The following is a 24,723-nucleotide window of genomic DNA, read 5'->3' as shown; positions in this document are numbered from 1 at the left end:
CCACGGAGGACCGTGGTAACGAGAACAGATAGATTAGGAGAGGGACGCCATGTCCACATTTGAATTCAGCCCCGCCGATTGCGTGCCCTTCCGGGACAAGGAGGCCGTGGCGCGGGTGCGCGCTATTACGCGCGAGAACATTACGAAACATCCGAACCCCGATCTGAAAATCGAGGTCATCCCCGATGCGGAGTTGCAGCTCCGGTGGCTGCTCCACATCTACGCGCAGATCAAACAGGCGCGGGACGAGAACCGGACCTGCGTGCTTATTACGCCGCAGCCGTGGCCGGGCTACCGGTGGGTGGCGGAGATGATCAACATCAACCGCCTCGATTGCAGCCACCTGCACACGTTCAACATGGACGAATACGCCAACGAACACGACGAGACCCCGCCCGCGTCGTGGGAATATGGCTTCATGTACTCGATGATGACGCATTTCTATGCGAACATCGATCCGAAACTGCGCCCCCCCATCGAACAAATCCAGGGCCCGACCTCGAAGAACATCAACGACTACGGTAAGATGATCGCCGACATGGGCGGCGCGGATTATTGCTACAGCGGGCCCGGTTGGACCGGGCACCTCGCCTTTGTGGAGCCGGACTGTCCGGAATTCGACGCCCCCCTGGAGGAGTGGAAGCAGATGGGCCCGCGCATCTGCACGCTGAGTCCGTTCACCATCGCCCAGAACTCGCTCCACGGCAGCTTCGGGCTGAGCGGCGATCTCACCGCGGTGCCGCCGAAGGCCGCGACCATCGGACCGGCCGAAGTCATCGGCGCGAAGAACCGCATCGATCTGCACGGCATCACCGTCGACGGTTCCCAGGCCTCGTGGCAGCGGACGATGTCGCGGCTGTGCCTGCACGGCCCCGTGACGCCGAAGCTGCCGACTTCCATCCACCAACTGCTCCGGACCGACGTGTGGATGACCGAAAGCATCGCCGAAGACATCCGTCCCCGCTGGGACAAAGGGTATTGATGTAGGATAGGCTTCCGGTCTGTCAAAGTAGGATAGGCGTCCCGCCTGTCCATGGACAGCCGGGACGGCTATCCTACATTGGCGTTGCCGCGAAGACAGCCGGAACGGCTGTCCTACTTTGAAGGAGAATGCAAAATGTTAGCCACCCAGACTTCCCTCGAATGGGCGAATGCCCGTTGTGCGGATCTTCCCAACATCAGCGTGCCCCCGCCGGGCCCGGTGTCGAAGGACTGCCACGCGCGCTGCTGCAAGTACTTCAAGGGCCTCAGCGGCCAGGTGAAGCTCTTCCCCGTTGCGTTTGAGTCGGGCGAGGGCTGCATGATGACCGACGTGGACGGCAACGAGTACATCGACTTCTCGTCGGGCATCTACGTCACCACGCTCGGCCACTGCCACCCCAAAATCAGCGAGGCCATCGCGAAGTACGCGGGGCAGCTGATGAACGCGCACGACTTCACCACGCCCATCAAGACCATGCTGGTCGAGAAGCTCGCGGAGATCCTGCCGGGCGACCTCAACGGCTTCCAGTTCTACGACTCCGGCACGACGGCGGTCGAAGCGGGCATCCGCGTGCTCCGCGCGGGCACGAAGAAGAACGAGACCATCTCCTGCTTCTACGACTACCACGGCAAGACCTACGGCGCCGTTTCGCTGGGCCACATCCGCTCCCACGTGTATGGCGCGGTGCGCGCGCCGGGTTCCCACATGGTGCCGCGCCCCGACCTCTACCGCCCGATGTGGACCAAACCGGACGGAACCGTCGACACGGACGCCTACATCACCTTCTACCGCGAATACCTCGACAAGGCCACAGTGGGCGACGTGGCGGGCTTCGTGCTCGAACCCATCCAGGGCTGGGGCGGCACCATCATGCCGCCGGGCGACTTTTTCCCCAAGGTGCGCAAGCTCTGCGATGAACTCGGCATTCTCCTCATGGCCGACGAAGTGCTCACGAGCTGGGGCCGCACCGGCAAGTGGCTCTGCATGGAGCACTACGACACCCTGCCCGACGTCGTCACCCTGGGCAAGGGCTTCGGCAACGGCTTCCCGGTGACCTGCGTGGCCGTGCGCGAGCCCTACAAGGAGGCCTTCGAGGCGATCTCCGCCTCCAGCAGCTACGGCGGCAACCCGATGGCCTGCGCGGCCGCCCTCGCCTCCACCGAGGTCATCGAAGAAGAGAACCTGCTCGAACACGCGCAGCACCTCGGCGACGTCGCCAACAAGCGCATGGCGAAGATGAAGGAAGAGCACAAAATCGTGGGTGACGTCCGCGCGAAGGGCTGCCTCATGGGCATCGAGCTGGTGAAGGACCGCGGCACAAAAGAGCCCTTCAACAAGGCCGGCGAACTGGTCTACCAGAAAGCCTTCGCGAAGGGTCTGGCGTGGATCCCGGCGGGACACATCCTCCGCATGAGCCCGCCGATCGTCATGAATGAAGACACGCTGCTCAAGGGCCTCGACATCATCGACGAGGCCATCGGCGAGACCCAGAAGGAACTGATGGGATGACGGAAAAGACCTATGGCGTTGGCGTGGTGGGCTACGGGTTCATGGGGAGGACCCATACCTTCGGCTATCACACGATTCCCTTCTTCTACCGTGAACTGCCCATCAACTACGCGCTGAAGGGCGTGTGCGTACGGCGTCCGGAGACGCTGGACGCGGCGGTGAAGGAAGGGCGCTTCGAGTTCGGGACGACCAGCTACGATGAACTGCTCTCCCGCGACGATATTCACATCATCCACGTGTGCACGCCGAACAACCTGCACCGCGATCAGGTGATCAAGGCGGCGGAAGCCGGAAAGCACATCTACTGCGACAAGCCGCTCGGTAGCAGCTACGAAGACTGCCAGGACATGGTGGCGGCGCTGGTGAATTCCCGCCCGGACATCGTGACGCAGGTCGCGCTGCAATACCGGTTCTACCCCTGCACGATGCGGGCGAAACAGCTGGTGGAAGAGGACTTTCTCGGTAAGATCTACAGCTTCCGGGCGGTCTATCTGCACGCAAGCTCGGCCGACCCGGACAAGCCGCTGAAATGGAAGCTGGACAAGGAAATGGGCGGTGGCGGCGTGCTGTATGACCTCGGAAGCCACGTGCTGGACCTGGTGAATTACCTCGTGGGCGAGCCGGCGAAGGTCTTCTGCGAGACACACATCGCCGTGGAGCGCCGCGTCCACCCGGAGACGGGCGAAGTGACGCGGGTGGAGACGGACGACCTGGCGCTGCTGCTGGTCCGCGCGAAGAATGGCGCGCTCGGCAGCGTGGAGGCGACGAAGATCGCGACCGGCACAAACGACGAGCTCCGCGTGGAGATCCACGGCGAGAAGGGCGCGATGCGCTTCAACCTCATGGACCCCAACTGGCTGGAGGTCTTCGACGCGCGGGACAAGGGCGGGGACCTTGGCGGAGACCGCGGCTTCAAGAAGATCGAAACCGTCAGCCGTTACCCCGATCCCGGCGGCGCCTTCCCCTCGCCGGCGTGCAACATCGGCTGGCTCCGCGCGCATGTGGCCTGCCTCCACAATTTTCTGGCGGCGATCGGCGGCAAGGCCGAGGCGCACCTGACGATCCGGGGCGCGGCGGAACTCCAGCGTCACCTCGATGCGGCCTATAAATCCGCCGCGACCGGGGAGTGGCAGGTATTGTGAGCGGTTCCGGGATGAGCGTGTCGATTGATCGTATTTCGCATTCACTTTTCGCGTTAGATGGAGCACTGAAGTCCCATGTTTGATTTAAAACGCCGCATACTCGTGGTCGGGGTTGGATCCATTGGGGAGCGCCACGTGCGGTGCTTTCTCGCCACCGATCGCGCGGAAATAGGCATCTGCGAACTCAACCCCGACCTCCGGCAGACCATCGCCAAACGTTACAACCTCACCGAAGTCTTCGGGGAGCTTGCGAGCGCCCTGGCGCGCCCCTGGGACGCCGTGCTGATTGCGACGCCGGCGCACACGCACATACCGATAGCAACGCAGGTGGCGGAGGCGGGCATCCACCTCCTCATCGAAAAGCCGCTTTCGACATCCCTGGACGGCGTCGCGGCGCTGGAACGGCTGGTGGCGGAGAAGAAACTGATCGCCGCCGTCAGCTACAACCACCGGGCGCACCCGGGCGCGCGGGCGATGAAAGCGGCCCTGAGCGGCGGGCGCTTCGGGAAGCCGCTTCAGCTTTACATGACGAGCGGACAGCACTTTCCGACGTACCGGCCAGCCTACCGCGATATCTACTTCGCCGATCGAAAGCAGGGCGGCGGGGCGATCCAGGATTCGATTACGCACACGCTGAACCTGGCGGAGTGGCTGTTGGGCCCGATTACGCGCCTGACGGCGGACGCGCAGCACCAGCACCTGGACGGGGTGACGGTGGAGGACACGGTGCACGTGATGGCGCGGCACGGCGACGTGATGGCGAGCTACGCGATGAACATGTACCAGCACCCGAACGAAAGCTGCATCACCGTGGTCTGCGAGAAGGGCACGGTCCGCTTCGAACTGCACGAGAAGCGCCTCCGGATCATGACCGAGGTGGAGGGGCCCTGGGAGGAATCCCTGCATGAACTGCCGGACCGCGACGCGTGGTATATTACGAACGCCAACGTGTTTCTGGACGCCCTCGACGGGACGGGGGCGCCGCTGTGCACGCTGGCCGAGGGCGCGCAGACGCTCCGGGTGAACCTGGCGGCGCTGCGCTCCCTGGAGACCGGGACCTGGCAGGACATTGGAGACAGCGGATCATGAACATTGACGCCCTGGCGACCGAATACGCGTCCGACGGTGTGATCAAGGTGGAAAGCCTGTTCGACGCGGCCGATATCGAGGAAATACGTACCCAGATCCGGCGCTATGCGGCGGAGCTTGTGCCCGGCCTGCCGCCGAACGATGTTGTTTTCGAAGCCGACGGTGTTTCCGTGCGCAATTGCTGGCGCATGGAGGCGCATGATCCCTGGTTTGCGGATCTCGCCCGGCGCGAATCGATCCTCGCGCTGGTGGCGCGGCTGGTGAACGGCGATCCCGTGCTCATGGCGGTGGAATCGTTCAACAAACCCGCGCGCGTGGGCTCCGCCGTGCCGCCGCACCAGGACAACGCCTATTTCTGCCTGGCGCCCCCCGACGCGCTGACCGTCTGGATCGCTGTGGACGCCGTGACGCCGGAGAACGGGCCCGTGTCCTACCTGCGCGGGAGCCATTTGGATGGCGCGCGGCCGCATGCGGCTTCGGGCGTGGCGGGCAACTCGATGGGCCTGGCCGAACCGGTGGATCCCGCGGGGGCGTGGGCCGGGTTGCTTCGTCCGGGCGACGCGCTGGCGCACCACTGCAACACGATCCACTTCAGCGCGCCCAATACGAGCGAGCACCCTCGCCTCGGCCTGCTGATGGTGTTCAAGGGCGCGCACTGCGCCGTGGACGAATCGCTGCGCGCCAACTACGCCCTGGCGGGCTGATCCGCCGGGCCGGAAACGAGGAAAACGAATTCCATGGCCAATGTGCACAAGGATTTTCACGGCGCGTTCAGCTACGGCATCCAGTTCGTCGTCGAGAACTATGGCCTGGACGGGCTCCGCGCGTACCTGGAGCGCCTGGCGGACACGGTTTATGCGCCGCTGGTGAAGGCCCTGGATGTGGAGGGGCTGGTCGCGCTGCGCGATCACTGGGACCGGGTATTCACCGTGGAAGGTGGGAAGTACACGCTGCGAGAGGAGGGGGAGACGCTGGTGCTGGAGGTGCGCGAGTGCCCGGCGATCGCGCACATGAAACAGCAGGGCTACGCGATTGACCCGCATTTCTGCGAGCATACACGGATCCTGAACGAGGCGATCTGTTCGCGCGCGGGCTACCGCAGCGCCGTGGAGTACGACCAGGCCGCCGGGCGGTGTGTGCAGCGGTTCTGGAAGGCGTGATAATGATTGCGATTGCGCCGGCCCGATGCGGCCCGCGTTCCGGAGAAAGGGAAGACCATGGTCTCGTGTACCGAGTTTATCTGGTGTTACAGCGAGCTGTTTCGCTTTCTGGAGGAGAAGGACGGCGAGGCGAAGGTGCATGAATTCTGGAAGGGCATCTCGGACAATTTCCTGGGCAATCTGCGCGAATACATCGAGCAGGACGGCCTGAAGGGCATGCACCGGTACTGGACGCACACGCTCACGGAGGAAGGGGGGCGGCATCAGCTTTCCCTGTATGACGACATGTTCATCATCGACATGCAGGACTGCCCCTCGGCGAAGCTGGTGCACCAGTCGGGGCGCATTGAGCCGTACAAAAAGTATTGCGAGCACTGCCAGGTGCTGTATCCGCCGCTCATCCGCGAGTACGGCTACGAGGTCGACTACGACATCATCAGCTGCGAAAAGGGGCGCTGCCGTATGACCGTCGTAAAGCCGGACGGCGTGGAGAAGTAGGCGACCATGCGCGAAGTCCAGCTCACCGATGACGACCGCCTGATCTACGAAGAAGAGATTCGCCCCTGGCTTCCCGCGCGCATTTTCGACGCGCATACGCACCTGCTCGTGAACGACTGCCATCCGCGGCTTGCCGAGACGATGCCGCTGGCCTTGGATCCCCTGCTCGGGAACGTCGATTTGCCCTGGCTCCAGCAGTGGTGGAAAACGCTGCTCCCAGATGCTGAAGTCCGCGGCATGGTCATGGGCTTTCCCACGATCGACGTGCGGATGGCCGAGGAGAACCGCGCCGTGGCGGCACAGTGCGCGCCCGCCGGCTACCCCTTCGCCTGGCTTGTGCGGCCATCGGACGACCCGGGACGCCTGGAAGCCGATATCCAGCAATACCGGCCGGCTGTGCTTAAGCCGTACATGTGCTTCGTTGAGGGCAAGCCGATGAACGACGCCGGCGTGACCGACCTGATCCCCGAAGCCCAGCTCGCGCTTGCGGATCGCTATGGACTGGCGGTGATGCTGCACGTGGCGAAGCCGCGCGGCATGGGCGATGCGGAGAACCTATCGGAGATCGCGCGCCTCGCGGTGGCCTGGCCCCGATGCCAGTTCATTCTGGCCCATTGCGGGCGCTGCTTCATCCCGCCGAACGCGCAGCGCATGGTCGACACACTGGTGCGCGCCGATAATGTCTGGATGGACACCTCGGCGGTGTGCGACGCGGGCGTGTTCCTGACCGTACTGAAGCACTATGACCGGGCGAAGATCCTCTTCGGAACCGATCTGGTCACGGCGGTGGCGTTTCGCGGCAACTACATTCGCATGGGCATGAGCTGGCACGTGTGCACCGACGAGATGGTGCGGCGGCAGGGCGGCACGGCGCACCGGACGACCTTCGCGGCCTGCGAGAACCTGGCGGCGCTTTGTTTCGCTATGCGCTTTCTGGGGCTGGACGAGACGGAGCGGCGCGCCATCTTTTACGACAACGCCGCGCGCATGTTCGGGGCGGGGTGAAGGGGGCCCTTCGGCGGGCTCAGGGCCAGGTTTCACAGACAAGAATGTCTGTGTCCCTTATTCCCGGGGCCAGAGGGCCTTGAGGGCGGCGACGGTCTCGTCGACGAGCACCTGGCCGCCTTCCGGGCCGACCGCGTTGCTCTGGACCACCGCGCTGTAGCCGCCGCCGGCGGCGGCCTGGGGCGTGGGCACGTAGGTTCCGGGGCCGCAGAGCTGGATGAGGAAGGTGTGCATCGCCGGACTCTTGGCTTTCATCTGGATCCCGAATTGCGCGAAGAGCTCGAAGGTGTTGGTGGCGATGGCGACGTCGCCGAGGCGCAGGGTGTGCACCTGGGTGATGTACGGCTGGATGTTTCCGGCCTGCTGGCGCGCGTAGCGTTCCAGCACCTTTTCATGCCACTTCACGCGGCGGGAGAACTTCGGATCCTGCGACCATTTCTCGATTTCGGCCTTTGCTTCCGCAACCTCGTCCGCAGTCACGATGCGCTCGGGGAGTTCGAGGGTCTTCACGTCGTGCGCCAGGGCGAGATCGGCCTGTTTTTCTCCCGCCGCGCCCGCCAGGGCCTCGTCCCACGCGATCAGGATGCGGCGCGCGATTTCGTCGAGCCGGTCGAGGCCGCGCAGCTTCCGCATGCGGTCTTCGGCGGCCTGCCGGTAGCGGATGTGCGGGGAAATATCGCCCGCCGCGCCGGTCCAGCCGAGGACCACGAGCTCCTGTCCGTGTTTTTCCTTGAGGCCTTCGCGGACGGGATGCCAGAAGTCGGCATTGACCGCGCTGCGGCTCTCCACTTCCTGCGCGGGGCACACCACGTTCACCGCGGTGGCTAAAAGCGCGTCGTTGTCGTCCCAGAAGAACAGCACCTCCACGGCGTGGTCCTCCGGGCCCTCGATGCCGCGAAAGCCATCGACACTCAGGTCGCCATACATCTGCGCGTGGCCATCGGCAAAGTAGGAACGGCGGTTGTAGCCCACCACGGCGTGGCCCTGGCCCCAGGCGGCCCGCGCGGGCCTGCGCGCCTTCCACGCGGCCTCGGCGGCGTCGGCCACGCGCTCGACCAGGAAGGCCACATAGGCGGTCGGCGTCATGACCTCGGGATCGTCCACCGCGTACTTGCCCTCCTCGGTGACCGGGCCGGTGTGCGTGTGGGTGGCGCTGAGGATGAGGCGGGTGTTGTCGAAATCGGGAATGCGATCGGCCAGGAGCGCCTGCACGCCTTCGCGCACGCCCTGGCGGATGGCGACCAGGTCGCAGGCTACGAAGATGGCCTGCGCGATCACAGCGTCGCCCTCGCGCGATTCCAGCGCCAGCGCGTTGGCCTGAAGCTCGCTCTCCACCGTGCGCGCGATGCGCGTGGTCATCTGGCCGTCCAGCGCGACCGGCTGATCCGGCGTGATGCTGGTTGTAAAGGCGCCGGCGTGCAGTGCGGCGGCGTGTGCGGCGGGCGCAATCAGGCAAAGCGACAGCAGAAGCAGCAGGGCGCGGACAGGATTCGAAGGCATGGGTCATCTCCCGGGAACGGTTTGAATTGCGTACCGCGCTACGATACCATCCGGCGGCGGGCAGGTCCAGTGTCGAAAGGCGGTAGCAGGCGCAATGGCGAAGAAAACTTCCGATACGCTGCGGTTGTTTTACGACCGGATGGCGGCCCATTACGGGCCCACACACTGGTGGCCGGGGGACACGCCCTTCGAAATCTGCATCGGGGCCATACTCACGCAGAACACGGCCTGGACCAACGTGGAGAAGGCCATCGCCAACCTGAAGCGGGAGCGGCTACTGACGCCGCGCGCCATCCTCGCGGCGGAACCGGACGCGCTGGAGGCCGCGTTGCGCCCTTCGGGCTATTTCCGGCAGAAGGCGGCGCGCGTTCGCGGCTTTGCGCGGCATCTCGTGGAGCACTACGGCGGGAGCGTGGCGCGGATGGCGAAGCGCCCGCTTGCGGAGCTCCGCCCCGAACTGCTCGCCCTGCACGGCATCGGCCCGGAAACGGCGGACGACATCCTGCTGTACGCCTGCGAAAAGCCCGTGTTCGTGGTGGACGCGTATACCCGGCGGATCCTGAGCCGCCACGGGCTGGCGCCGGGAGACATCCGGTACGAGCCGTTGCGGCGGCTGTTTGAGGAGCACCTGAAAGCCGACGTCGCGTATTTCAAGGAATACCACGGGCTGATTGTGTGGACGGGCAAGGATTTCTGCAACAGCCACCCCAAATGCGCCGGGTGCCCGCTGGAGCCCCTCCTGAAGCGCGGGCAGCCGGTGGTGGGATGAGGCCGGCTGCAGCAGCGTAGAACGCCAGGGTAGCGGCCAACGCTACTTCCGCTTCCGGGCACCGGCTGAAGTTCATGGGTGATTGAATCGCGTTCGAACTTGCTCGATAACAACCTCCCCCGGGATAGCTTCCACCTTCCCCGAGTCCAATTCCTCTAAACGGCGCTGTGCAGCATTGGCCCACGCCTTGTCTACCTCGGGATCCGGGGTGTTCATGGACTTCAACAAGGCGTCGACAATACGCAGGCGCTCCTCGACGGGTAACATGGTGACTTCGTCGATAAGATCTTCCGTGCTCATAGCGGCCCTCACTTTTTCAGCAACTATAGCATACAGATGGAGAATCCCGGTCCACATAAAATGATCTTTGCTTATTGAGCATACTTTCGGGTCGCTACGTTCGTAGCGATTGTGCTGGCGGGAACGGCGACTGTAATGGTTTCCCAGAATGGGTGGGCGGCGCCCGCTGGATCCGCTCCTGATGCGGGAGTAGCCGGGTGGTTGGTATTTGGTCCCAACAGAGTGGCCATTCCCAAGAGTTGTTTGAGGCCAGCACATTGTGGGGCGAATTGACCTAAGACGCTTTCGTATAATCCTCATGGGAAAACAATTAACCGATGAAAATGTGTACGATAAAGGGTTTATACATTGGACGAGCACAGCAAGAGATGCGAAGAAGCAGCCCCGATATCTGGTTCAGGTAACATAACCCTCGGGGGTATCTCAATCAACCGCCGGGATGGCCCGGGTGACCCGGAATTAAGTATGGCGGCGCCGATGTTTCACCGGGCAAAAATGTTCGAACGCGCACTGATTACCCTACATGATAAGCAGCCGGACAATTCAATACCTATCGCTTATATTGCCGCGCTCGCGGTGGAAATCGGGCTAAAGGCTTATTTATTGTGGACCGGGAAGTACAAGGAAAAGGACATCAAGAGTCCCAAGTGCGTCGGGCACGATTTGGTAAAGGCCTGGGAAAAGGCGAATGATAGTGGCCTGGCATTGGACCCCTCCCCTCCGTACTGGTTAGTTCGTCTTAGTGAGCTTAACAACGAGTCTCATCTGCTTCGATATGCGCACACAAACATTTCCGCAATGGTTCTCCCAAATAAAGATAGTTTGCGGGAAGGCGTTGTGGAGCTACTTGCCAAAGTAGAGGGGAGATTGCAGAGTGCAGACCTGCCGCCACGAGGAGGTAAGCAAGAATATAAATAGCGGAGCCGTTCAGTTCGTTTTATTGGTTGACCGATGACACTTAGGGTTCATCCGGTTTGAGCGTACGGGATTATTCATCGGCGTTTCTCCGTGCCCGAATTGTCCGAAACCGCCAATGTGTGCCGGTTGGGGCCTCTGTTGTTGAAATCGTATCGACTGGTCTTTCGGCCCGAAGGGCCAGTGCAGCTTCCAGCCCCGGGCAACGCCCGGGGAATACCGGGACATCGCCTTCCCCGCCCTGAAAGGGCAGCGCAGTGGTAGGCCAGTCCAGCGTTTCTGAAGTTGTAATACGTTAGCCGTATGAAGCAGTGAGCAGGTATAATTCCAAGCGCTCCGGTAATTCTGCGAGGAAGCACGGCTAAAGGATCGCGGGCATTCTTGCCTGCGGCAACGCCTGCGTCGGCTTTCAACGGGCATGGCTGGCCTGGAATAGATTCCCGGCGTCCCCAAAACCGGAATCCAATCGGGACCGGCGTCTATACACAAGCGCAGCAATCACCTGAAGTCTTGCGCACCTCCTGCCGCAGACAGGAGTGTCCGCGATCCTTCGATTCACGCTCTCTTGATCGAGACATGCTCTCCCACCGGGGGTGCTTCATACGGCTAAAGTGTTACCTGAAGTTCAACTGCGCTGCCCTTTCAGGGCGTACAAGAAGCCCACCGCTCAATCCCTGGGCGTTGCCCAGGGCTGAAAACTGCGTTGGCCCTTCGGGCCGAAAGAGTGCGTTGGCATCCAGTTCTGCTGCCGAACACACCGTCTGTACCACAGACAAGGTTCAAGGAATCTCGTATCCGCTCTTAGCATCGTCGCCTGGAAAAGAGAACCGAGCAATCAACTCAAATTTTCGGTCATCGTTGCTGATGCACCTTCAAACCGGATGAGCCATATTTAGTCTTCGCTCGGCGGAGTCCACGTGAAACGGGCTTTTCGCCCATACTCAAACATTCCGCCGGCGAACCTGGGCCGACCGCCCGGTAAAGACGCGCCTTTGGTGCGGTGCAGGCGGGCCGCCTGCGCTCCCATTTGTCGGCATATCCGTTGTGACGCCGGATCGCCTGGAAAAGGCGAGGGTCGTTCTTCACGCGGAAATCGTGCAGATTTGGATGCATCAAAGTCCCGGATTGCGCGCACAGGCATCTTGGCGCTTCGAAGGTTTTACACCAGTTCCTTCACCACCTCTTCCACAACCCCCAGCCCTTCCCGGAGCGCGTCTTCCTTGATGACGAGCGGGGGGCAGATCTTCACGGCGCCGCCGCCGACACCGACGGGGGCGAAGAGCATGACGCCGCGCTTGTAGCTGTTGTAGACGACCCGCCAGGCGAGGTCGGGATCGGGGTCGGTTCCTTCCGTTCCCTGGCGGAATTGCAGGGAGCACACCAGGCCGACGGCGTCGTGCGCGCCGATGCGCCCGTTGGAGGCGGTGGCGATCGCGGCGGCGCCCTCCTTGAGGACGGGCTCCATGGCCGCGGTGTGCTCGATGAGCTTTTCTTTCCGGAGGACTTGGAGGTTCGCCAGGGCGCCGGCCGCGGAGATCGCGTTGGCCGAGTGCGTGCTGGTCATTTCGCCCGGGCCGTACATGGTCATGAGCTCTTCCGTGCCGACGACCGCGGAAAGGGCCGTGCCGCCGGAAATGCCCTTGCCGCAGGCCGCCAGGTCGGGCACCACGCCGAGGTGCTGGAAGCCGAAGGCCTTGCCCGCGCGCCCGAAGCCGGCCTGGACCTCGTCGAAAATGAGCACGGCCTGGTGTTTATCGCACCACGCGCGCAGGGCCTGGGCGTAGGCTGGGGGCATAAGCGTGGCGTTGCAGCCCTGGAAGGTCTCGCTCATCACGCCGCAGACGTTCTCCGGCTTGACGCCCTGCGCGGCGAGGGACTCCTCGAAGACGTGAAAGCCCACGTCCCGCTGGCGGTAGCCGTCGGGGAAGGGCACATTCACGAAGCGGGGGTCGAGATCGCCCATCCAGGCCTTGAGGCCGGGAATGCCGCCCGCGAGCTGGGAGCCCATGGTGCGGCCGTGGAAAGCGTGGGTGAAGGATACGAGGACGGACTTTTCCTTCCCGCCGGCCTGCATGCCCTTCGTGCGGGCGAGCTTAATGCAGCATTCGGTCGCCTCCGCGCCGGTGGTCAAGAGGAAGACGCGCTTGAGGGGCGCGGGCAGGTACGACTGGATTTCTTCGATAAGCCGCGCGCGCACTTCGGTCGGGAATGCGTAGGCGAAATAGAGGCCCTTTTTCGCCATGGCGGCGATCGCCTCGCCGATCTCGGGCCGACCGTGGCCACTGTTGGTGACGAGCACGCCGCTGGAAAAGTCAATCCACTGGTTGCCGTAGGCGTCGCAGATATACTCGCCGTGGCCGTGATCCCAGAGTATGGGCGGCTGGCCGCCCATGCTGCGCGGCTCGATGGCGCGCAGGCGCTCCAGCGTGGGGACCGAATCCGGCGCCGGCAGCGGCGTGACGATCTTGCGGTGGGCGGTATCGACGTGGGGGACCTGCTCGGGCGTCAGGGGAAATTCTTTGGTGGCCATGGGCGCTGCTCTCCTGTGGGGCATGCCGCGGGCCGCGCCGCGGCGGAGTGTTCTGGATTGGCCCGGCAGGGCCGCGGCGCGCAAGGGCGCCGGGCGGGACGATGCGGGGCCGGGAGCGGAACCCTATTGTTTCAAATTCGGCGGGAGGCAGTCCAGTTTTCGCGCTCTCGCGCCGGCTGCGGGGATCACGCGGGCCACCGCCACGGGTTGGCGCGCAAACAGAGTGGAGAATGGCGGGGCAACCGCGCAAGGGGTGTGCGGATACACGCCTGATCGAGGTTGAACAGGGGGGTTCAAAGATGTAACATACAGATACAGGTTTTGTAGTAGTGAGCGCGGGCCATTGGCGTGTACCCGCGCCGTATTCGTCTGACGAAACAGTTAAAGGAGAAGACAATGTTCATTTTTGAGTTTATTGGAAACGTGTTCCGGTGGGTTTTTGAGCTCGTAATCAACATTTTCGGTTTCTTCTTCGGCTGGCTCTTCTAGTCCGGACCGATCAAGACGTACAGTCTTTCGTCGCGAGCGGGCGCCCCGGTCTGGAGCCGGGGCGCCCGTTCCCTGTTTTCGGGACACGCCCTCGCCTTGCAAGAACTATGTGACCGCTTCGAGTTCGCCTGTTACACCTGTGGCCGGACCGCCCCCATAGATGGCCCCGCGCGCTGCCCGGCATGCGCGTCGCCGCTGGCGTTGCGCCCGCGGGTGTACCTGCGCCCAGGCTACCTCGAACGGCCCGCCCGCGGCCTCTGGGACTTCCGGGAGTTGCTTCCGCTGCCCCGGGACCACGCGGCCGTCAGCCTGGGCGAGGGCGCGACGCCGCTCGTGGGCGCAACGGCCCTCGCGGCGGCGATTGGCGCGGGGGAGATCGGGTTGAAGAACGAGATGGCGAATCCCGCCGGATCCTTCAAGGACCGGCAGGTCGCGGTCGGGTTGAACTGGGCGCGCAGCAAGGGAATTCAGACGGTCGCGGCGGTATCGTCCGGAAACGTTGCGGCCGCTGCGGCGGCCTATGCGGCCCGGGCGGGGATGCGCGCGGTGCTGTTTATGCACGGGCAGGCGGCGCCGGCCAAGATGGCCCAGGCGCGGTGTTACGGGGCCACCGTGATCGCGGTCGAGGACCCTTCTCCGGCGGCGGTCTTCCAGCTTTGCATCGGGGCCTGCCAGCGGTACGGGTGGTATCACCTGTCCACCGCCGGGATCTACGAACCGTGGAACGTGGAGGGCGCCAAGACCATCGCCTACGAACTATACCAGCAGTATCGCGGCGATCTGCCCGACTGGATCGTCGCGCCGGTCGGCGGCGGCGGGCTGCTGGGCGGGATATGGCGCGGCCTGCTTGACCTGCGGGCCATGGGGCTCGTGCGCGAGCTGCCGCGCCTGGCCGGGGTTCAGGCGGCGGGTTGCCAGCCGCTGGTGCAGGCGATCGACGCCGGATGGGACTTCAATACCCACCTGGCGCACCCGTGGCCGCATCCGGACACCATCGCCGGGGCCATCGCGGACGACATCCTTTTCGATGGCCACACGGCCCTGCCGGCGATCCGGGAGACCGGCGGCGCGGCGATTGCCGTGACCGACGCGGCAATGGGCGCCGCCCAGACCCAACTCGCGCAGACGGAGGGACTATTCTGCGAAATCGCCTCCGCAAGCGCGATAGCGGCGCCTGGCGCGCTGCCGGGGTTGGACAAGAACACGCGTGTCTGTTGTATAGTGTCGGGCAGCGGCCTGAAGGAGTTGGGCGGCCTGGCGGCCAGCGCGGACGATGTCCCCAGGATCCCCGCGACCCCGGAGGCGCTTGCGTCCGTTCCCGGCCTCCCGATCCCGGCCTGATCCCGCGCCACCTTACCCTGCTGGGAGTCATTTCAATGAAACACGCGATCTGGATGGGCGTCCTGCTCCTGGCGGGATGCGGGCCCTCCAATGTCATCGTCGTCTACAGCCCCCACGGCGCCGAAATGCTGGGGGATTACGAGGTCCTGTTCGAGGCGGCGCACCCCGGCGTTGATGTCCACATGGTCGATATGGGCGCCAAGGAGGTGCACAGCCGGCTCCTGGCCGAGCGCAACCGCCCGCAGTGCGACATCTGGTGGGGCGCGCCCTCGACCATGTTCATGCAGGCCGCGGACGAGGGCCTGCTTGCGCCATACACGCCGGAATGGGCGGATGCGCTGTCGCCGGAATACAAGGATTCCGAGGGACGGTGGCACGCCACGTACCTGTCCCCACTCGCGATCCTCTTTAACGATCGCCACTACACGGCGGCGGACATGCCGCGCACGTGGGACGGGCTGCTCGACGAAGCGTGGCGGGGCAAGATCAGTTTGCGCCGCCCGCTTGAATCGGGCACGATGCGCACCTTTATCTGCGCGATGATCCACCGCGCGGGCGCGGAAGACGCCGGGATTGAATGGCTGCGCGACTTTCACGGGCAGACGGGGCAATACCTGGGCAACCCCGCGCTGCTCTTCGACCATATCAAGAAGAATCCGGGCCAGATCAGCATCTGGCTGATGCCGGATATCGTGATGCAGGCGGTGCGAAACGGGTTTCCCTTCGATTATTACATCCCGCCGGACACGCCCGTGCTGACGGACGGCATCGCGCTGGTCAAGGGTGGCCCGAATCCCGAGTGGGCGCGGAAGTTCTATGACTTCGTGACCACGAAGGAAGCGCTCGTGCATCAGGCCGCGGAATACGCCAAGCTCCCGGCCCGGAACGATATAGACGCCGCGGCGCTGCCGCCGAAGCTCGTGGCGCAGCGGATCGGCGCCATGGAGATCGACTGGGCCGCGTTCGCGGAAAAAGAAAACGCCTGGTGCGAGCGGTGGAAGAGGGAGATCTTTGAGGCCCCATGAGCAGCGTTCGCCTCGAAAGGGTCACGCGGGTCTTCGCCGAGGGCGGCGGCGTGCGGGATTTTTCCTGCGAGATCGCGCAGGGCGAGTTCTTCGCGTTGCTCGGGCCTTCGGGATGCGGGAAAACGACGACCCTGCGGAGCATCGCGGGGCTCGAAGAGCTGGATTCCGGCGCGATTTACTTCGGCGGGCGTGACGTCACCCACGAGCCGCCCGAGCGCCGGAAGGCCGCGATGGTCTTCCAGAGTTACGCGCTTTTTCCCCACATGAACGTGTTTGAGAACGTCGCGTTCGGGCTTCGCGCGCAGCGCATGGACAAGACCCTGATCCCCGAGCGCGTGCGCGCGTCCCTCGCGCTGGTGCAGCTGGAGCGTTTGGAGCGCCGCTGGGTCACGGAGTTAAGCGGCGGCCAACAGCAGCGCGTGGCGCTTGCGCGGGCGCTCGCGGTCCACCCGGAAATCCTGCTGCTCGACGAGCCGCTGAGCAATCTGGACGCGGAACTGCGCTACGCCACGCGCGCGCAACTTGCGGAAATCCAGAAAAAGCTTGGCATCACGGCTATCTATGTTACACACGACCAGGAAGAAGCGATCGAGCTGGCGGACCGCATCGCGGTGATGAAGGATGGCGTCTGCCACCAGATCGGGTCGCCCCGCGAGATTCTGGAGGCGCCCGCCACGGATTTTGTGCGCCAATTCCTCTCGCGGCAGCGGGAATCGGGCGCGTCGGGCGCGTAGCCGGAGCCTCGGGCGCGCGCAGTGGCCTTGAAGCCCGGCGCGTGCGTGGCATACAATACGCGTTGGCCTGGATCGTGCCGGGCCAGCAGCATGATGCGCTTCCCTGCCTGGCGACGCGGGCCGTAGTGTGCCCGCGCGGGCGCGGGCGCATCGAAGCGGAAAGGATAGCCGGCGCCAGTGAGTATGGAACACGGATCTCTGGATGAACAAGTAGCCCAGGAGTGGCTGGACGCCCTGGACGCGCTGTTGGACGAGACCGACGTGCATGTCGGTCGGGAATTGCTCGACAAGCTTTCGGACCGGGCATACGAGCGGGGCGTTCGCCTGCCCTTTACCGCAAATACGCCGTATATAAACACGATTCCGGCCGACGAGGAGCCCGAGTACCCGGGGGATCGGGAACTCGAACGGCTTATCAAATCCACCATCCGGTGGAACGCCATGTCCATGGTTGTTCGCGCGAACCGCGAGAGCGACGGCATCGGGGGGCACATTTCGACGTATGCCTCCTCCGCGTCGCTGTATGAAGTGGGATTCAATCACTTTTTCCACGGGCGCACGGAAGACCACGGGGGCGACCAAATCTATTTTCAGGGACACGCCTCTCCCGGGATGTACGCCCGCGCCTACGTGGAGGGGCGCCTTTCCGAGAAGCATCTGAACAACTTCCGCCGCGAACTGGCCAAGGGCGGCGGCCTTTCCTCCTACCCGCACCCGTGGCTCATGCCGGATTTCTGGCAGTTTCCGACCGTGTCGATGGGGCTGGGCCCGATCATGGCCATCTACCAGGCGCGTTTTAACCGCTACCTCGAGCACCGCGGCCTGAAGCCGGACAACGGCGGGCACGTGTGGGCGTTCCTGGGCGACGGCGAGTGCGACGAGCCCGAGACGCTCGGGGCCATCGGGCTGGCGGTGCGCGAGCAGCTCGATAACCTGATTTTCGTGATCAACTGCAACCTCCAGCGGCTCGACGGGCCGGTGCGCGGCAACGGGAAGATCATCCAGGAGCTGGAGCGCATTTTCCGCGGCGCGGGCTGGAACGTGATCAAGGTGATCTGGGGCAGCGAGTGGGACCCGATTTTTGCGTCGGATCTCGGGGGGCGGCTGATCCAGGTGCTGGAGAACGCGGTCGACGGATCCTACCAGAAATTTACCGTCGAGACCGGCGATTATATTCGCACCTGGTTCCTCGAGCGCGATCCCGAGCTTGAGCCGCTGCTCGACACGCTGACCGATGAACAGCTCCGCCGGATCAAGCGCGGGGGACACGATCCGATTAAGGTGTACGCCGCGTACAAGAAGGCGGTGGAGACCGAAGGCCGCCCGACGGTAATCCTGGCAAAGACCGTGAAGGGCTACGGCCTGGGCGAAGCGGGTGAAGGCAAGAACATCACCCACCAGCAGAAAAAGCTCAACGAGGATGAACTCCGCGAGTTCCGGGGCAACTTCGGCATCCCGATCACGGACGAGGAAATCGCCTACGCGCCGTTTTACAAGCCGGCCGAAGACAGCCCCGAGATGCAGTATCTCCAGGAGCGCCGCCGCGCGCTTGGCGGCTACCTGCCCCGGCGGGACGTGACGGTAAAGCCGCTGAAGGCCCCCTCGGACGACCTGATCAAGGAATTCTTCTCGGGCAACGATCGCGCGGTCTCCACGACGATGGTGTTCGTGCGCATTCTCTCCCAGCTCCTGCGCGACAAGACGCTGGGCAAGCTGATCGTGCCGATCGTCCCGGACGAGGCGCGCACCTTCGGTATGGACGGCCTCTTCCGCCAGGTCGGCATTTACTCCTCCAAGGGGCAGCTGTACGAGCCCGTCGACGCCGACAACCTGCTGTACTACCGCGAGGCGAAGGACGGCCAGATCCTGCAGGAGGGCATCAACGAAGCGGGGTCCATGTGCTCGCTGCTCGCGGCGGGCACGGCGTACGCCACCCACGCGATCAACACGATCCCCTTCTTCATCTACTACTCGATGTTCGGCATGCAGCGCATCGGCGACCTCGTGTGGCTCGCCGGCGACATCCGCGCCAAGGGCTTCCTGGTGGGCGGTACGGCGGGCCGCACAACGCTGAACGGCGAGGGGCTCCAGCACCAGGACGGGCACAGCCTCGTCCTGGGCAGCACGGTGCCCAACATGATCAGCTACGATCCGGCCTTCGCGTTCGAACTGGCGATTATCGTTCAGGACGGCATCCGGCGGATGTACGAGAAGCAGGAAAGCGTGTTCTACTACCTGACGGTGGAGAATGAGCCGTATCCGATGCCGGCGATGCCCAAAGGCAAGGGCGTGCGCGAGGGCATTCTCAAGGGCCTGTACAAGTTCAAGCCCTCCGATCTCAAGGATAAGACCAAACTCCACGCGCAGTTGCTCGGCAGCGGCGCGATCATGAACGAAGTGCTCAAGGCGCAGAAGCTGCTGGAGAAGTACAAGGTTTCGGCGGATGTCTGGAGCGTCACGAGCTACACCGAGTTGCGGCGCGACGGTCTCGCGGCGGAGCGTTGGAACCGGCTGCACCCCGGATCGCGACCGCGCGTGCCCCACATCGCCAAGTGTCTCGCGAATGAGCCGGGCGTGATCGTGGCGGCGTCCGACTATATGAAAATCCTGCCGGACGGCGTGGCCAAGTGGGTGCCGCAGGGCATCGAGAGCCTGGGCACGGATGGTTTCGGTCGCAGCGAATCGCGCGCCGCGCTGCGCGACCACTTTGAGGTGGACGCGCGCCACATTGTGCTGGCGACGCTTTCGGCGCTCGCGCGCGACGGCAAGATTAAGATCGACGTGGTGAAGAAGGCGATGGCCGAACTGAAGATATCCGCGACGAAGCCCGATCCGGCGACGTCGTAGGCGATTCCGGGGCGTAGCCGCCACCGGGCCGCGCGAGGCATATCCAGCACAAAATGAGAGAGCGGGTTGCGAATCGGGCCCGCGAACGATTCTTCCACGCCGCCGGCCGCGCCGCGGAACGGGCCGCCGCCGGGCGTGAAACACGACTCAGGGACAACTATCCATGGCAACAGAGTTCAAACTTCCCGAGCTTGGCGAGGGCGTCACCTCCGGCACCGTGGCCAGCGTGCTGGCTTCCGTGGGGGAATCGGTGTCGGCCAACAGCCCCATCATCGAGATCGAGACCGACAAGGCCGTCGCGGAGATCCCGCTTCCCTTCAGCGGCACAATCAAGGAAATCAAGGTCAAGCCGGGCGACAAGGTGTCCGTCGGCCAGGTGATCCTGATCGCCGACCGGACCGAGGGTGCGGCGGCGAAGGCTCCGGCGGCGGAAAAGAAGGAAGCGCCGAAGGCCGAATCCAAGCCCGCTCCAAAGGAAGAATCGAAGCCCGCGCCGGCCGCGCGCAAAGCCGCCCCGGCGGCGACGCCCGCGGCGAAGCGCTCCTCGGGCAAGGTGCTCGCCTCCCCCTCGGTGCGCAAGCTCGCCCGCGAACTCGGCGTCCAACTGGATGATGTTCCGACCTCGGATCCGTCGGGCCGCGTAAGCGCGCAGGACGTGGAAGCCTATGCGGCGGGCGGGGCGCCTTCCGCCGAAGCCCCGGCGGCAAAATCCGAGCCGGGCGACGCGTCCCGGGCGCCCGTGCCGGTTCGCACGGGCCCGCCGGCGCTTTCCGGCGCGCGCTCGGACGATCGCTGGGGCGCGGTGGTTCGCGAGGCGATGAGCGGGATCCGGAAGAAGACCGCCGAGCACATGGAACACTGCTGGACCACGATCCCGCACGTGACGCATTTTGAGAAGGCGGACATCACGGCGCTGGAGCAGGTCCGCCAGCAGTACGCGCCGGCCATCAAGGCGGAGGGAGGCAGCCTCACGGTGACGGTGTTCCTGATGAAGGTGATCACCGAGGCGCTGCGCCGCTTTCCGAAGTTCAATGCAAGTCTGGATTTTGAAAGCGAAGAGGTGGTGCTGAAGCAGTACTACCACATCGGAATCGCGGTGGATACGCCGGCGGGCCTGCTGGTGCCGGCGGTGCGCGATGTCGACCGGAAGAGCCTCCAGGAACTCGCGCTGGAGCTGCCGGTGCTTGCCAAGAAGGCGCGCGACCGGAAGCTCACGCTGGAGGACATGTCCGGCACGACGTTCACCATCAGCAATCTCGGCGGCATCGGCGGCACGGGATTCACGCCGATCATCAACGCGCCGGAAGTGGCGATTCTCGGGGTGTCTCGCTCCTCGATCGAGGGCGTCTTCCAGAATGGCCAGCTCGTGCCGCGCACCATGCTGCCGCTGAGCCTTTCCTACGACCACCGCCTGATCGACGGCGCGGACGCCGCGCGCTTCATGCGCTGGGTGGCCGAGGCGCTGGAAAACCCCTGGAAACTGATTCTCGAGTCCTGAGACGACGGGAACCCGCGCCGGGTGCGCCGCATCGGGGGCGCGCCGGCGGACCAACACGAAAATGGCCCCGCACGGGGAGAAGGATAGCGTATGAGCAGCAATCAGAGCACACAGGTGGCCGTGCTGGGCGGCGGCCCGGGCGGGTACGCGGCCGCGTTCATGGCGGCAGACCTGGGGCTGGAAGTCACCCTGATCGACGTCGAGGAAAACCCGGGCGGCACCTGCCTGTACCGCGGTTGCATTCCGTCGAAGGCGCTCCTGCACGTCGCACGCGTGATTAACGAGGCCCGCGAATCGGCGCATTTCGGCCTGAAGTTCGCCGAGCCCGAAATCGACCTCGACCGCGTCCGCGCCGCGACCGAGGGCGTGGTGCACCAGATGACCAGCGGCCTGGGGCAGCTCTGCAAAGCGCGCAAGATTAACTACATCCGCGGCCGGGGCACCTTTGCCGGGCCGCGGGAAATCATCGTCACCCTGCAGGACGGAAAGCAAGTCAAGCTGGCCGCGGAATACACGATCATCGCGGCGGGATCGCGCCCGGCGCGTTTCGGCCCGCTCATCGAGTCCGACCGGATCATGAATTCGACGGGCGCCCTTAAGATGAAGGATATCCCGGAGAGCCTGCTCCTCGTGGGCGGCGGTTACATCGGGCTGGAGCTCGGCACGGTGTACACCGCGCTGGGTTCGGAAGTCACGTGCGTGGAGATGATGCCCGGGCTGCTGCCGGGCGCGGACCGCGACCTGGTGAAGCCGCTTCACGATCGCCTGGAGAAGCAGTTCAAGGAAATCCTGCTCAACACCAAGATCGCGGAGATGAAGGAGCAGAAGGCGGGCATCAAGGTCGTGCTCGAAGGCGAGGGCATCAAGAAACCGAACCGGGTGTATGACAAGGTGCTGGTGAGCATCGGGCGCAAGCCGAATTCCAGCGGCCTGGGCCTCAAGAGCACCGGTGTTGTCGTGAACGAACAGGGCTACATCGAGGTCGACGCGCAGATGCGCACCGCCGAGCCGAACATCTTCGCGATCGGCGATATCGTGGGCGGGGCGATGCTCGCGCACAAGGCCTCCGCCGAGGGGCGCGTGGCGGCGGAGGTCATCGCGGGCCACAACGCGGCCTTCGAGCCCCAGGCGATTCCGGCGGTGGTCTTCACCGATCCCGAAATCGCGTGGTGCGGCCTGACCGAGGATGACGCGAAGAAACAGGGCCGCGCCGTGCACGTCTCCCGCTTCCCGTGGGCCGCGTCGGGCCGGGCGACGACCGTGGGCCGGACCGAGGGCCTGACCAAGCTCATCACGGATCCCGAGACGCAGCAGGTGCTCGGCGTGGGCATCGTCGGCGTGGGCGCGGGTGAAATGATCGCGGAAGGCGCGCTGGCGATCGAGATGGGCGCGCTCGCGAGCGATCTCGACCTGACGATCCACCCGCACCCGACACTCAGCGAAACGGTGATGGAGGCCGCCGGCGCCGTCTATGGCACGAGCACGCACATCTACCGCCCGAAGAAGAAGTAGGCGATACCACGAGACAAGGCCACCGGGCCGCCGCGGACATAGGCGCGGCGGCCCGGTTTTTTCGTTGTGTAGTAAGATGCTGGCGCCGTGGCGTGGTTGTACGCCTGGCGGGCTTGCGCCCGATCGGAAGATGGAATCGCGAGACAGACGAGACGCCCGCCTCCGGCGCCTCATGGACCTCTGTCACGTTCTATCCGAGGTAGTATTGGCGGGCGCTTTCCGGGGAATCGAAATCGGCGGAATTCAGGCCCGCGCTACGCCTCCGCCCGCAGGTCGAGACACTTGATCGCCCGCTTGCTCCGCTCGTTCCGCACATAGAGCCGCCCCCGCGCCAGTATAGGCGGCGTCCACACCGGGTAATACAGCACCTTCACCCGCGCCTTCTCCCGGTAGCCCTCCGGACTCGCCTCGATCAGCGCGATATCGCCCCGCTCGCCCACCGCAATCAGATGCCCCTCCACCATGATGAACGACGCGCGGCCCAGCCCCTTTTCCGCCGTCCAAACCACCTTTCCCGTCGCAAACTCAATGCAGCGCAGGTTCGATCCCCGCTCGTGGCGCCCGTCCATGCCGTAGAGATACCCCTCGTGGTAAATGCTCGTCGCCCAGTGATTCTGCATCGCGAATTCGTCGCGCCAGACCACCTCCAGGCCGCCCGGCGCAAGCTTCAGGGCCACCGCCCCGATATGGTACGCGCCCGAGAGAAACACCACATCGCCCACGAGCACCGGCGTCGCCGCGATCGCCGACTCGTACAGTTCGGAGCGGAACGGATAGCGGTAGCGCTCCATCCCCGTTTTCGCCTCCACGACCAGCAGGCCGTCGCCCGTGTGGAAAATGGCCAGCCGCTCGCCGTGGAGCGCCGCCACAATGGGCGTGGAGTAGCTCGCGGTGTCGTTGCTCGCTGTCCACGCCGTCTCCCCCGTATCCGCGTCAAACGCCGCCACGCCCGCGCCGTCGGGGCCGCCGGTATTCAGGAACACCAGGCCGCCGTCGACCACCGGCGCGCTGCCCGCGCCGAAGAAGCCCTGGGGCGCGTTAAACTCGCGGTTCACCGGGCGCTGCCAGCGCAGCGCGCCCGTCGCAAAATCCACGCACGTCAGAACCCCCTCCGCGCCATACGTGTACACGCGCCCGCCCGCGATCGCGGGGGAGGAACGCGGCCCGCCGTTGTAACCGTACTGATCCACGTACCGCGTCGGGTAGCCGTATTGCCAAAGCGACTTGGCCCCATCCAGCGCATCCACGCACTCGACGATTTCCTCGTCGCCGATCCGGTGGAAGTTCACCAGCCGCCCCTCCGCCACCACCGGCGCGCCATAGCCTTCGCCAATATCCCGCTGCCATACCACCGGCGGCCCTTCCTCCGGCCAGGTCTTCAGCAGCCCCGTCTCCGCCGAAACCCCGGTCCGCGCGGGCCCGAGGAAATGAGGCCAGTCCGCGCGAACGGGCGCGGATTGCGCCGCGCCGTCCGATGGTGAAGCGGCCGCGGCCAATCCGGCGGCGCCCGCGGCGGCAAGAAAAGTACGGCGGTTCATCGTATGAGATTTCATGGCGGGATGGTCTCCGTGCTGCCTCAACCAGGCGACTATCGTAACGCCATGGCGTTCGGTGCGCAAACTATCCCATCACTGGCTACATCCAGCCCCCGCCCGGAAATCAGGGCAATCGCATTTAAACTTCCAACTCGATCCGAGCGCCACATGAGCCGCTTTCAATGTTAAAAAGGGCGCGTGTTGGGGCGCTGGCATTTCGCCTGCGGCGAATCCCCGACCTTGCCGGCACAGATGTCGGCGCTCCAAAACGCTCACTGTCGTTAGTTCGTAACACTTTAGCGGTCTGAAGTAGCGCCAGCCCATTCTTGTCATGCCGCGATAC

General features: G+C 64.5%; 20 protein-coding genes. 16 read left to right on the top strand and 4 right to left on the bottom strand.

Annotation, left to right across the window (positions count from 1 at the left end; translation table 11 throughout):
• The first annotated feature begins 49 nt into the window (after nucleotides 1-49).
• The 8 genes from KF886_00100 to KF886_00065 all read left to right on the top strand — a co-directional run bounded on the left by KF886_00100 (nucleotide 50) and on the right by KF886_00065 (nucleotide 7,385).
• Nucleotides 50-982: a hypothetical protein gene (locus KF886_00100; GenBank protein MBX3175736.1), complete on the top strand. Its 933-nt coding sequence runs from the start codon at nucleotides 50-52 to the stop codon at nucleotides 980-982.
• Between the two features lie 135 nt (nucleotides 983-1,117).
• Nucleotides 1,118-2,491, top strand: coding sequence for an aspartate aminotransferase family protein (locus KF886_00095; GenBank protein MBX3175735.1), 1,374 nt, complete (start codon nucleotides 1,118-1,120; stop codon nucleotides 2,489-2,491).
• Nucleotides 2,488-3,633: a Gfo/Idh/MocA family oxidoreductase gene (locus KF886_00090; protein MBX3175734.1), complete on the top strand. Its 1,146-nt coding sequence runs from the start codon at nucleotides 2,488-2,490 to the stop codon at nucleotides 3,631-3,633. Before KF886_00095 ends, KF886_00090 begins: the two co-directional genes overlap by 4 nt.
• 75 nt (nucleotides 3,634-3,708) lie before the next feature.
• Nucleotides 3,709-4,722, top strand: a complete 1,014-nt coding sequence (locus KF886_00085) for a Gfo/Idh/MocA family oxidoreductase (GenBank protein ID MBX3175733.1) — start codon at nucleotides 3,709-3,711, stop codon at nucleotides 4,720-4,722.
• Nucleotides 4,719-5,426 (top strand): phytanoyl-CoA dioxygenase family protein, encoded by a 708-nt coding sequence (locus tag KF886_00080; GenBank protein MBX3175732.1) that lies wholly within the window; start codon nucleotides 4,719-4,721, stop codon nucleotides 5,424-5,426. Before KF886_00085 ends, KF886_00080 begins: the two co-directional genes overlap by 4 nt.
• Nucleotides 5,427-5,459: 33 nt before the next feature.
• Nucleotides 5,460-5,882 (top strand): hypothetical protein, encoded by a 423-nt coding sequence (locus KF886_00075; GenBank protein ID MBX3175731.1) that lies wholly within the window; start codon nucleotides 5,460-5,462, stop codon nucleotides 5,880-5,882.
• Nucleotides 5,883-5,939: 57 nt separating this feature from the next.
• On the top strand, nucleotides 5,940-6,380 hold the full coding sequence (locus KF886_00070; protein ID MBX3175730.1) for a hypothetical protein: 441 nt from the start codon (nucleotides 5,940-5,942) through the stop codon (nucleotides 6,378-6,380).
• Between the two features lie 6 nt (nucleotides 6,381-6,386).
• Nucleotides 6,387-7,385: an amidohydrolase family protein gene (locus KF886_00065; GenBank protein MBX3175729.1), complete on the top strand. Its 999-nt coding sequence runs from the start codon at nucleotides 6,387-6,389 to the stop codon at nucleotides 7,383-7,385.
• A 57-nt stretch (nucleotides 7,386-7,442) separates the two neighbouring features.
• Here KF886_00065 and KF886_00060 read toward each other — a convergent pair whose 3' ends face one another.
• On the bottom strand, nucleotides 7,443-8,885 hold the full coding sequence (locus KF886_00060; protein ID MBX3175728.1) for a hypothetical protein: 1,443 nt from the start codon (nucleotides 8,883-8,885) through the stop codon (nucleotides 7,443-7,445).
• A gap of 94 nt (nucleotides 8,886-8,979) precedes the next feature.
• On the opposite strand from KF886_00060, the gene KF886_00055 reads away from it, so the two are divergent.
• The gene (locus tag KF886_00055; protein ID MBX3175727.1) at nucleotides 8,980-9,654 is read left to right on the top strand and encodes an endonuclease III domain-containing protein; all 675 of its coding nucleotides are present in this window, start codon (nucleotides 8,980-8,982) and stop codon (nucleotides 9,652-9,654) included.
• Nucleotides 9,655-9,726: 72 nt separating this feature from the next.
• Here KF886_00055 and KF886_00050 read toward each other — a convergent pair whose 3' ends face one another.
• Nucleotides 9,727-9,954 carry an addiction module protein gene (locus tag KF886_00050; GenBank protein ID MBX3175726.1) on the bottom strand — a complete coding sequence of 76 codons (228 nt, stop codon included), beginning with the start codon at nucleotides 9,952-9,954 and terminating at the stop codon, nucleotides 9,727-9,729.
• A gap of 465 nt (nucleotides 9,955-10,419) precedes the next feature.
• On the opposite strand from KF886_00050, the gene KF886_00045 reads away from it, so the two are divergent.
• On the top strand, nucleotides 10,420-10,872 hold the full coding sequence (locus KF886_00045) for a hypothetical protein (GenBank protein ID MBX3175725.1): 453 nt from the start codon (nucleotides 10,420-10,422) through the stop codon (nucleotides 10,870-10,872).
• A gap of 1,156 nt (nucleotides 10,873-12,028) precedes the next feature.
• Here KF886_00045 and KF886_00040 read toward each other — a convergent pair.
• Complete coding sequence (locus KF886_00040; GenBank protein MBX3175724.1) at nucleotides 12,029-13,399, bottom strand: aspartate aminotransferase family protein; 1,371 nt, start codon at nucleotides 13,397-13,399, stop codon at nucleotides 12,029-12,031.
• 585 nt (nucleotides 13,400-13,984) lie between these two features.
• On the opposite strand from KF886_00040, the gene KF886_00035 reads away from it, so the two are divergent.
• The 6 genes from KF886_00035 (at nucleotide 13,985) to lpdA (ending at nucleotide 22,845) form a co-directional block, all read left to right on the top strand.
• Nucleotides 13,985-15,229, top strand: a complete 1,245-nt coding sequence (locus KF886_00035) for a pyridoxal-phosphate dependent enzyme (GenBank protein MBX3175723.1) — start codon at nucleotides 13,985-13,987, stop codon at nucleotides 15,227-15,229.
• Between the two features lie 35 nt (nucleotides 15,230-15,264).
• Complete coding sequence (locus tag KF886_00030; protein ID MBX3175722.1) at nucleotides 15,265-16,254, top strand: extracellular solute-binding protein; 990 nt, start codon at nucleotides 15,265-15,267, stop codon at nucleotides 16,252-16,254.
• Nucleotides 16,251-16,988 carry an ABC transporter ATP-binding protein gene (locus KF886_00025; GenBank protein MBX3175721.1) on the top strand — a complete coding sequence of 246 codons (738 nt, stop codon included), beginning with the start codon at nucleotides 16,251-16,253 and terminating at the stop codon, nucleotides 16,986-16,988. The genes KF886_00030 and KF886_00025 overlap by 4 nt, the downstream gene beginning before the upstream one ends.
• Nucleotides 16,989-17,171: 183 nt before the next feature.
• Nucleotides 17,172-19,835: a pyruvate dehydrogenase (acetyl-transferring), homodimeric type gene (aceE, locus tag KF886_00020; protein MBX3175720.1), complete on the top strand. Its 2,664-nt coding sequence runs from the start codon at nucleotides 17,172-17,174 to the stop codon at nucleotides 19,833-19,835.
• A 163-nt stretch (nucleotides 19,836-19,998) separates the two neighbouring features.
• Nucleotides 19,999-21,333, top strand: coding sequence for a 2-oxo acid dehydrogenase subunit E2 (locus KF886_00015; GenBank protein MBX3175719.1), 1,335 nt, complete (start codon nucleotides 19,999-20,001; stop codon nucleotides 21,331-21,333).
• 90 nt (nucleotides 21,334-21,423) lie between these two features.
• Nucleotides 21,424-22,845, top strand: a complete 1,422-nt coding sequence (gene lpdA, locus KF886_00010; GenBank protein ID MBX3175718.1) for a dihydrolipoyl dehydrogenase — start codon at nucleotides 21,424-21,426, stop codon at nucleotides 22,843-22,845.
• A 254-nt stretch (nucleotides 22,846-23,099) separates the two neighbouring features.
• Here lpdA and KF886_00005 read toward each other — a convergent pair whose 3' ends face one another.
• The gene (locus tag KF886_00005; protein MBX3175717.1) at nucleotides 23,100-24,398 is read right to left on the bottom strand and encodes a PQQ-like beta-propeller repeat protein; all 1,299 of its coding nucleotides are present in this window, start codon (nucleotides 24,396-24,398) and stop codon (nucleotides 23,100-23,102) included.
• Nucleotides 24,399-24,723 lie beyond the last annotated feature (325 nt).

The organism is Candidatus Hydrogenedentota bacterium, assembly GCA_019637335.1.
In the GTDB taxonomy this organism is placed as follows: domain Bacteria; phylum Hydrogenedentota; class Hydrogenedentia; order Hydrogenedentales; family JAEUWI01; genus JAEUWI01.
This window is presented reverse-complemented; position numbering and strand designations above follow the sequence as displayed.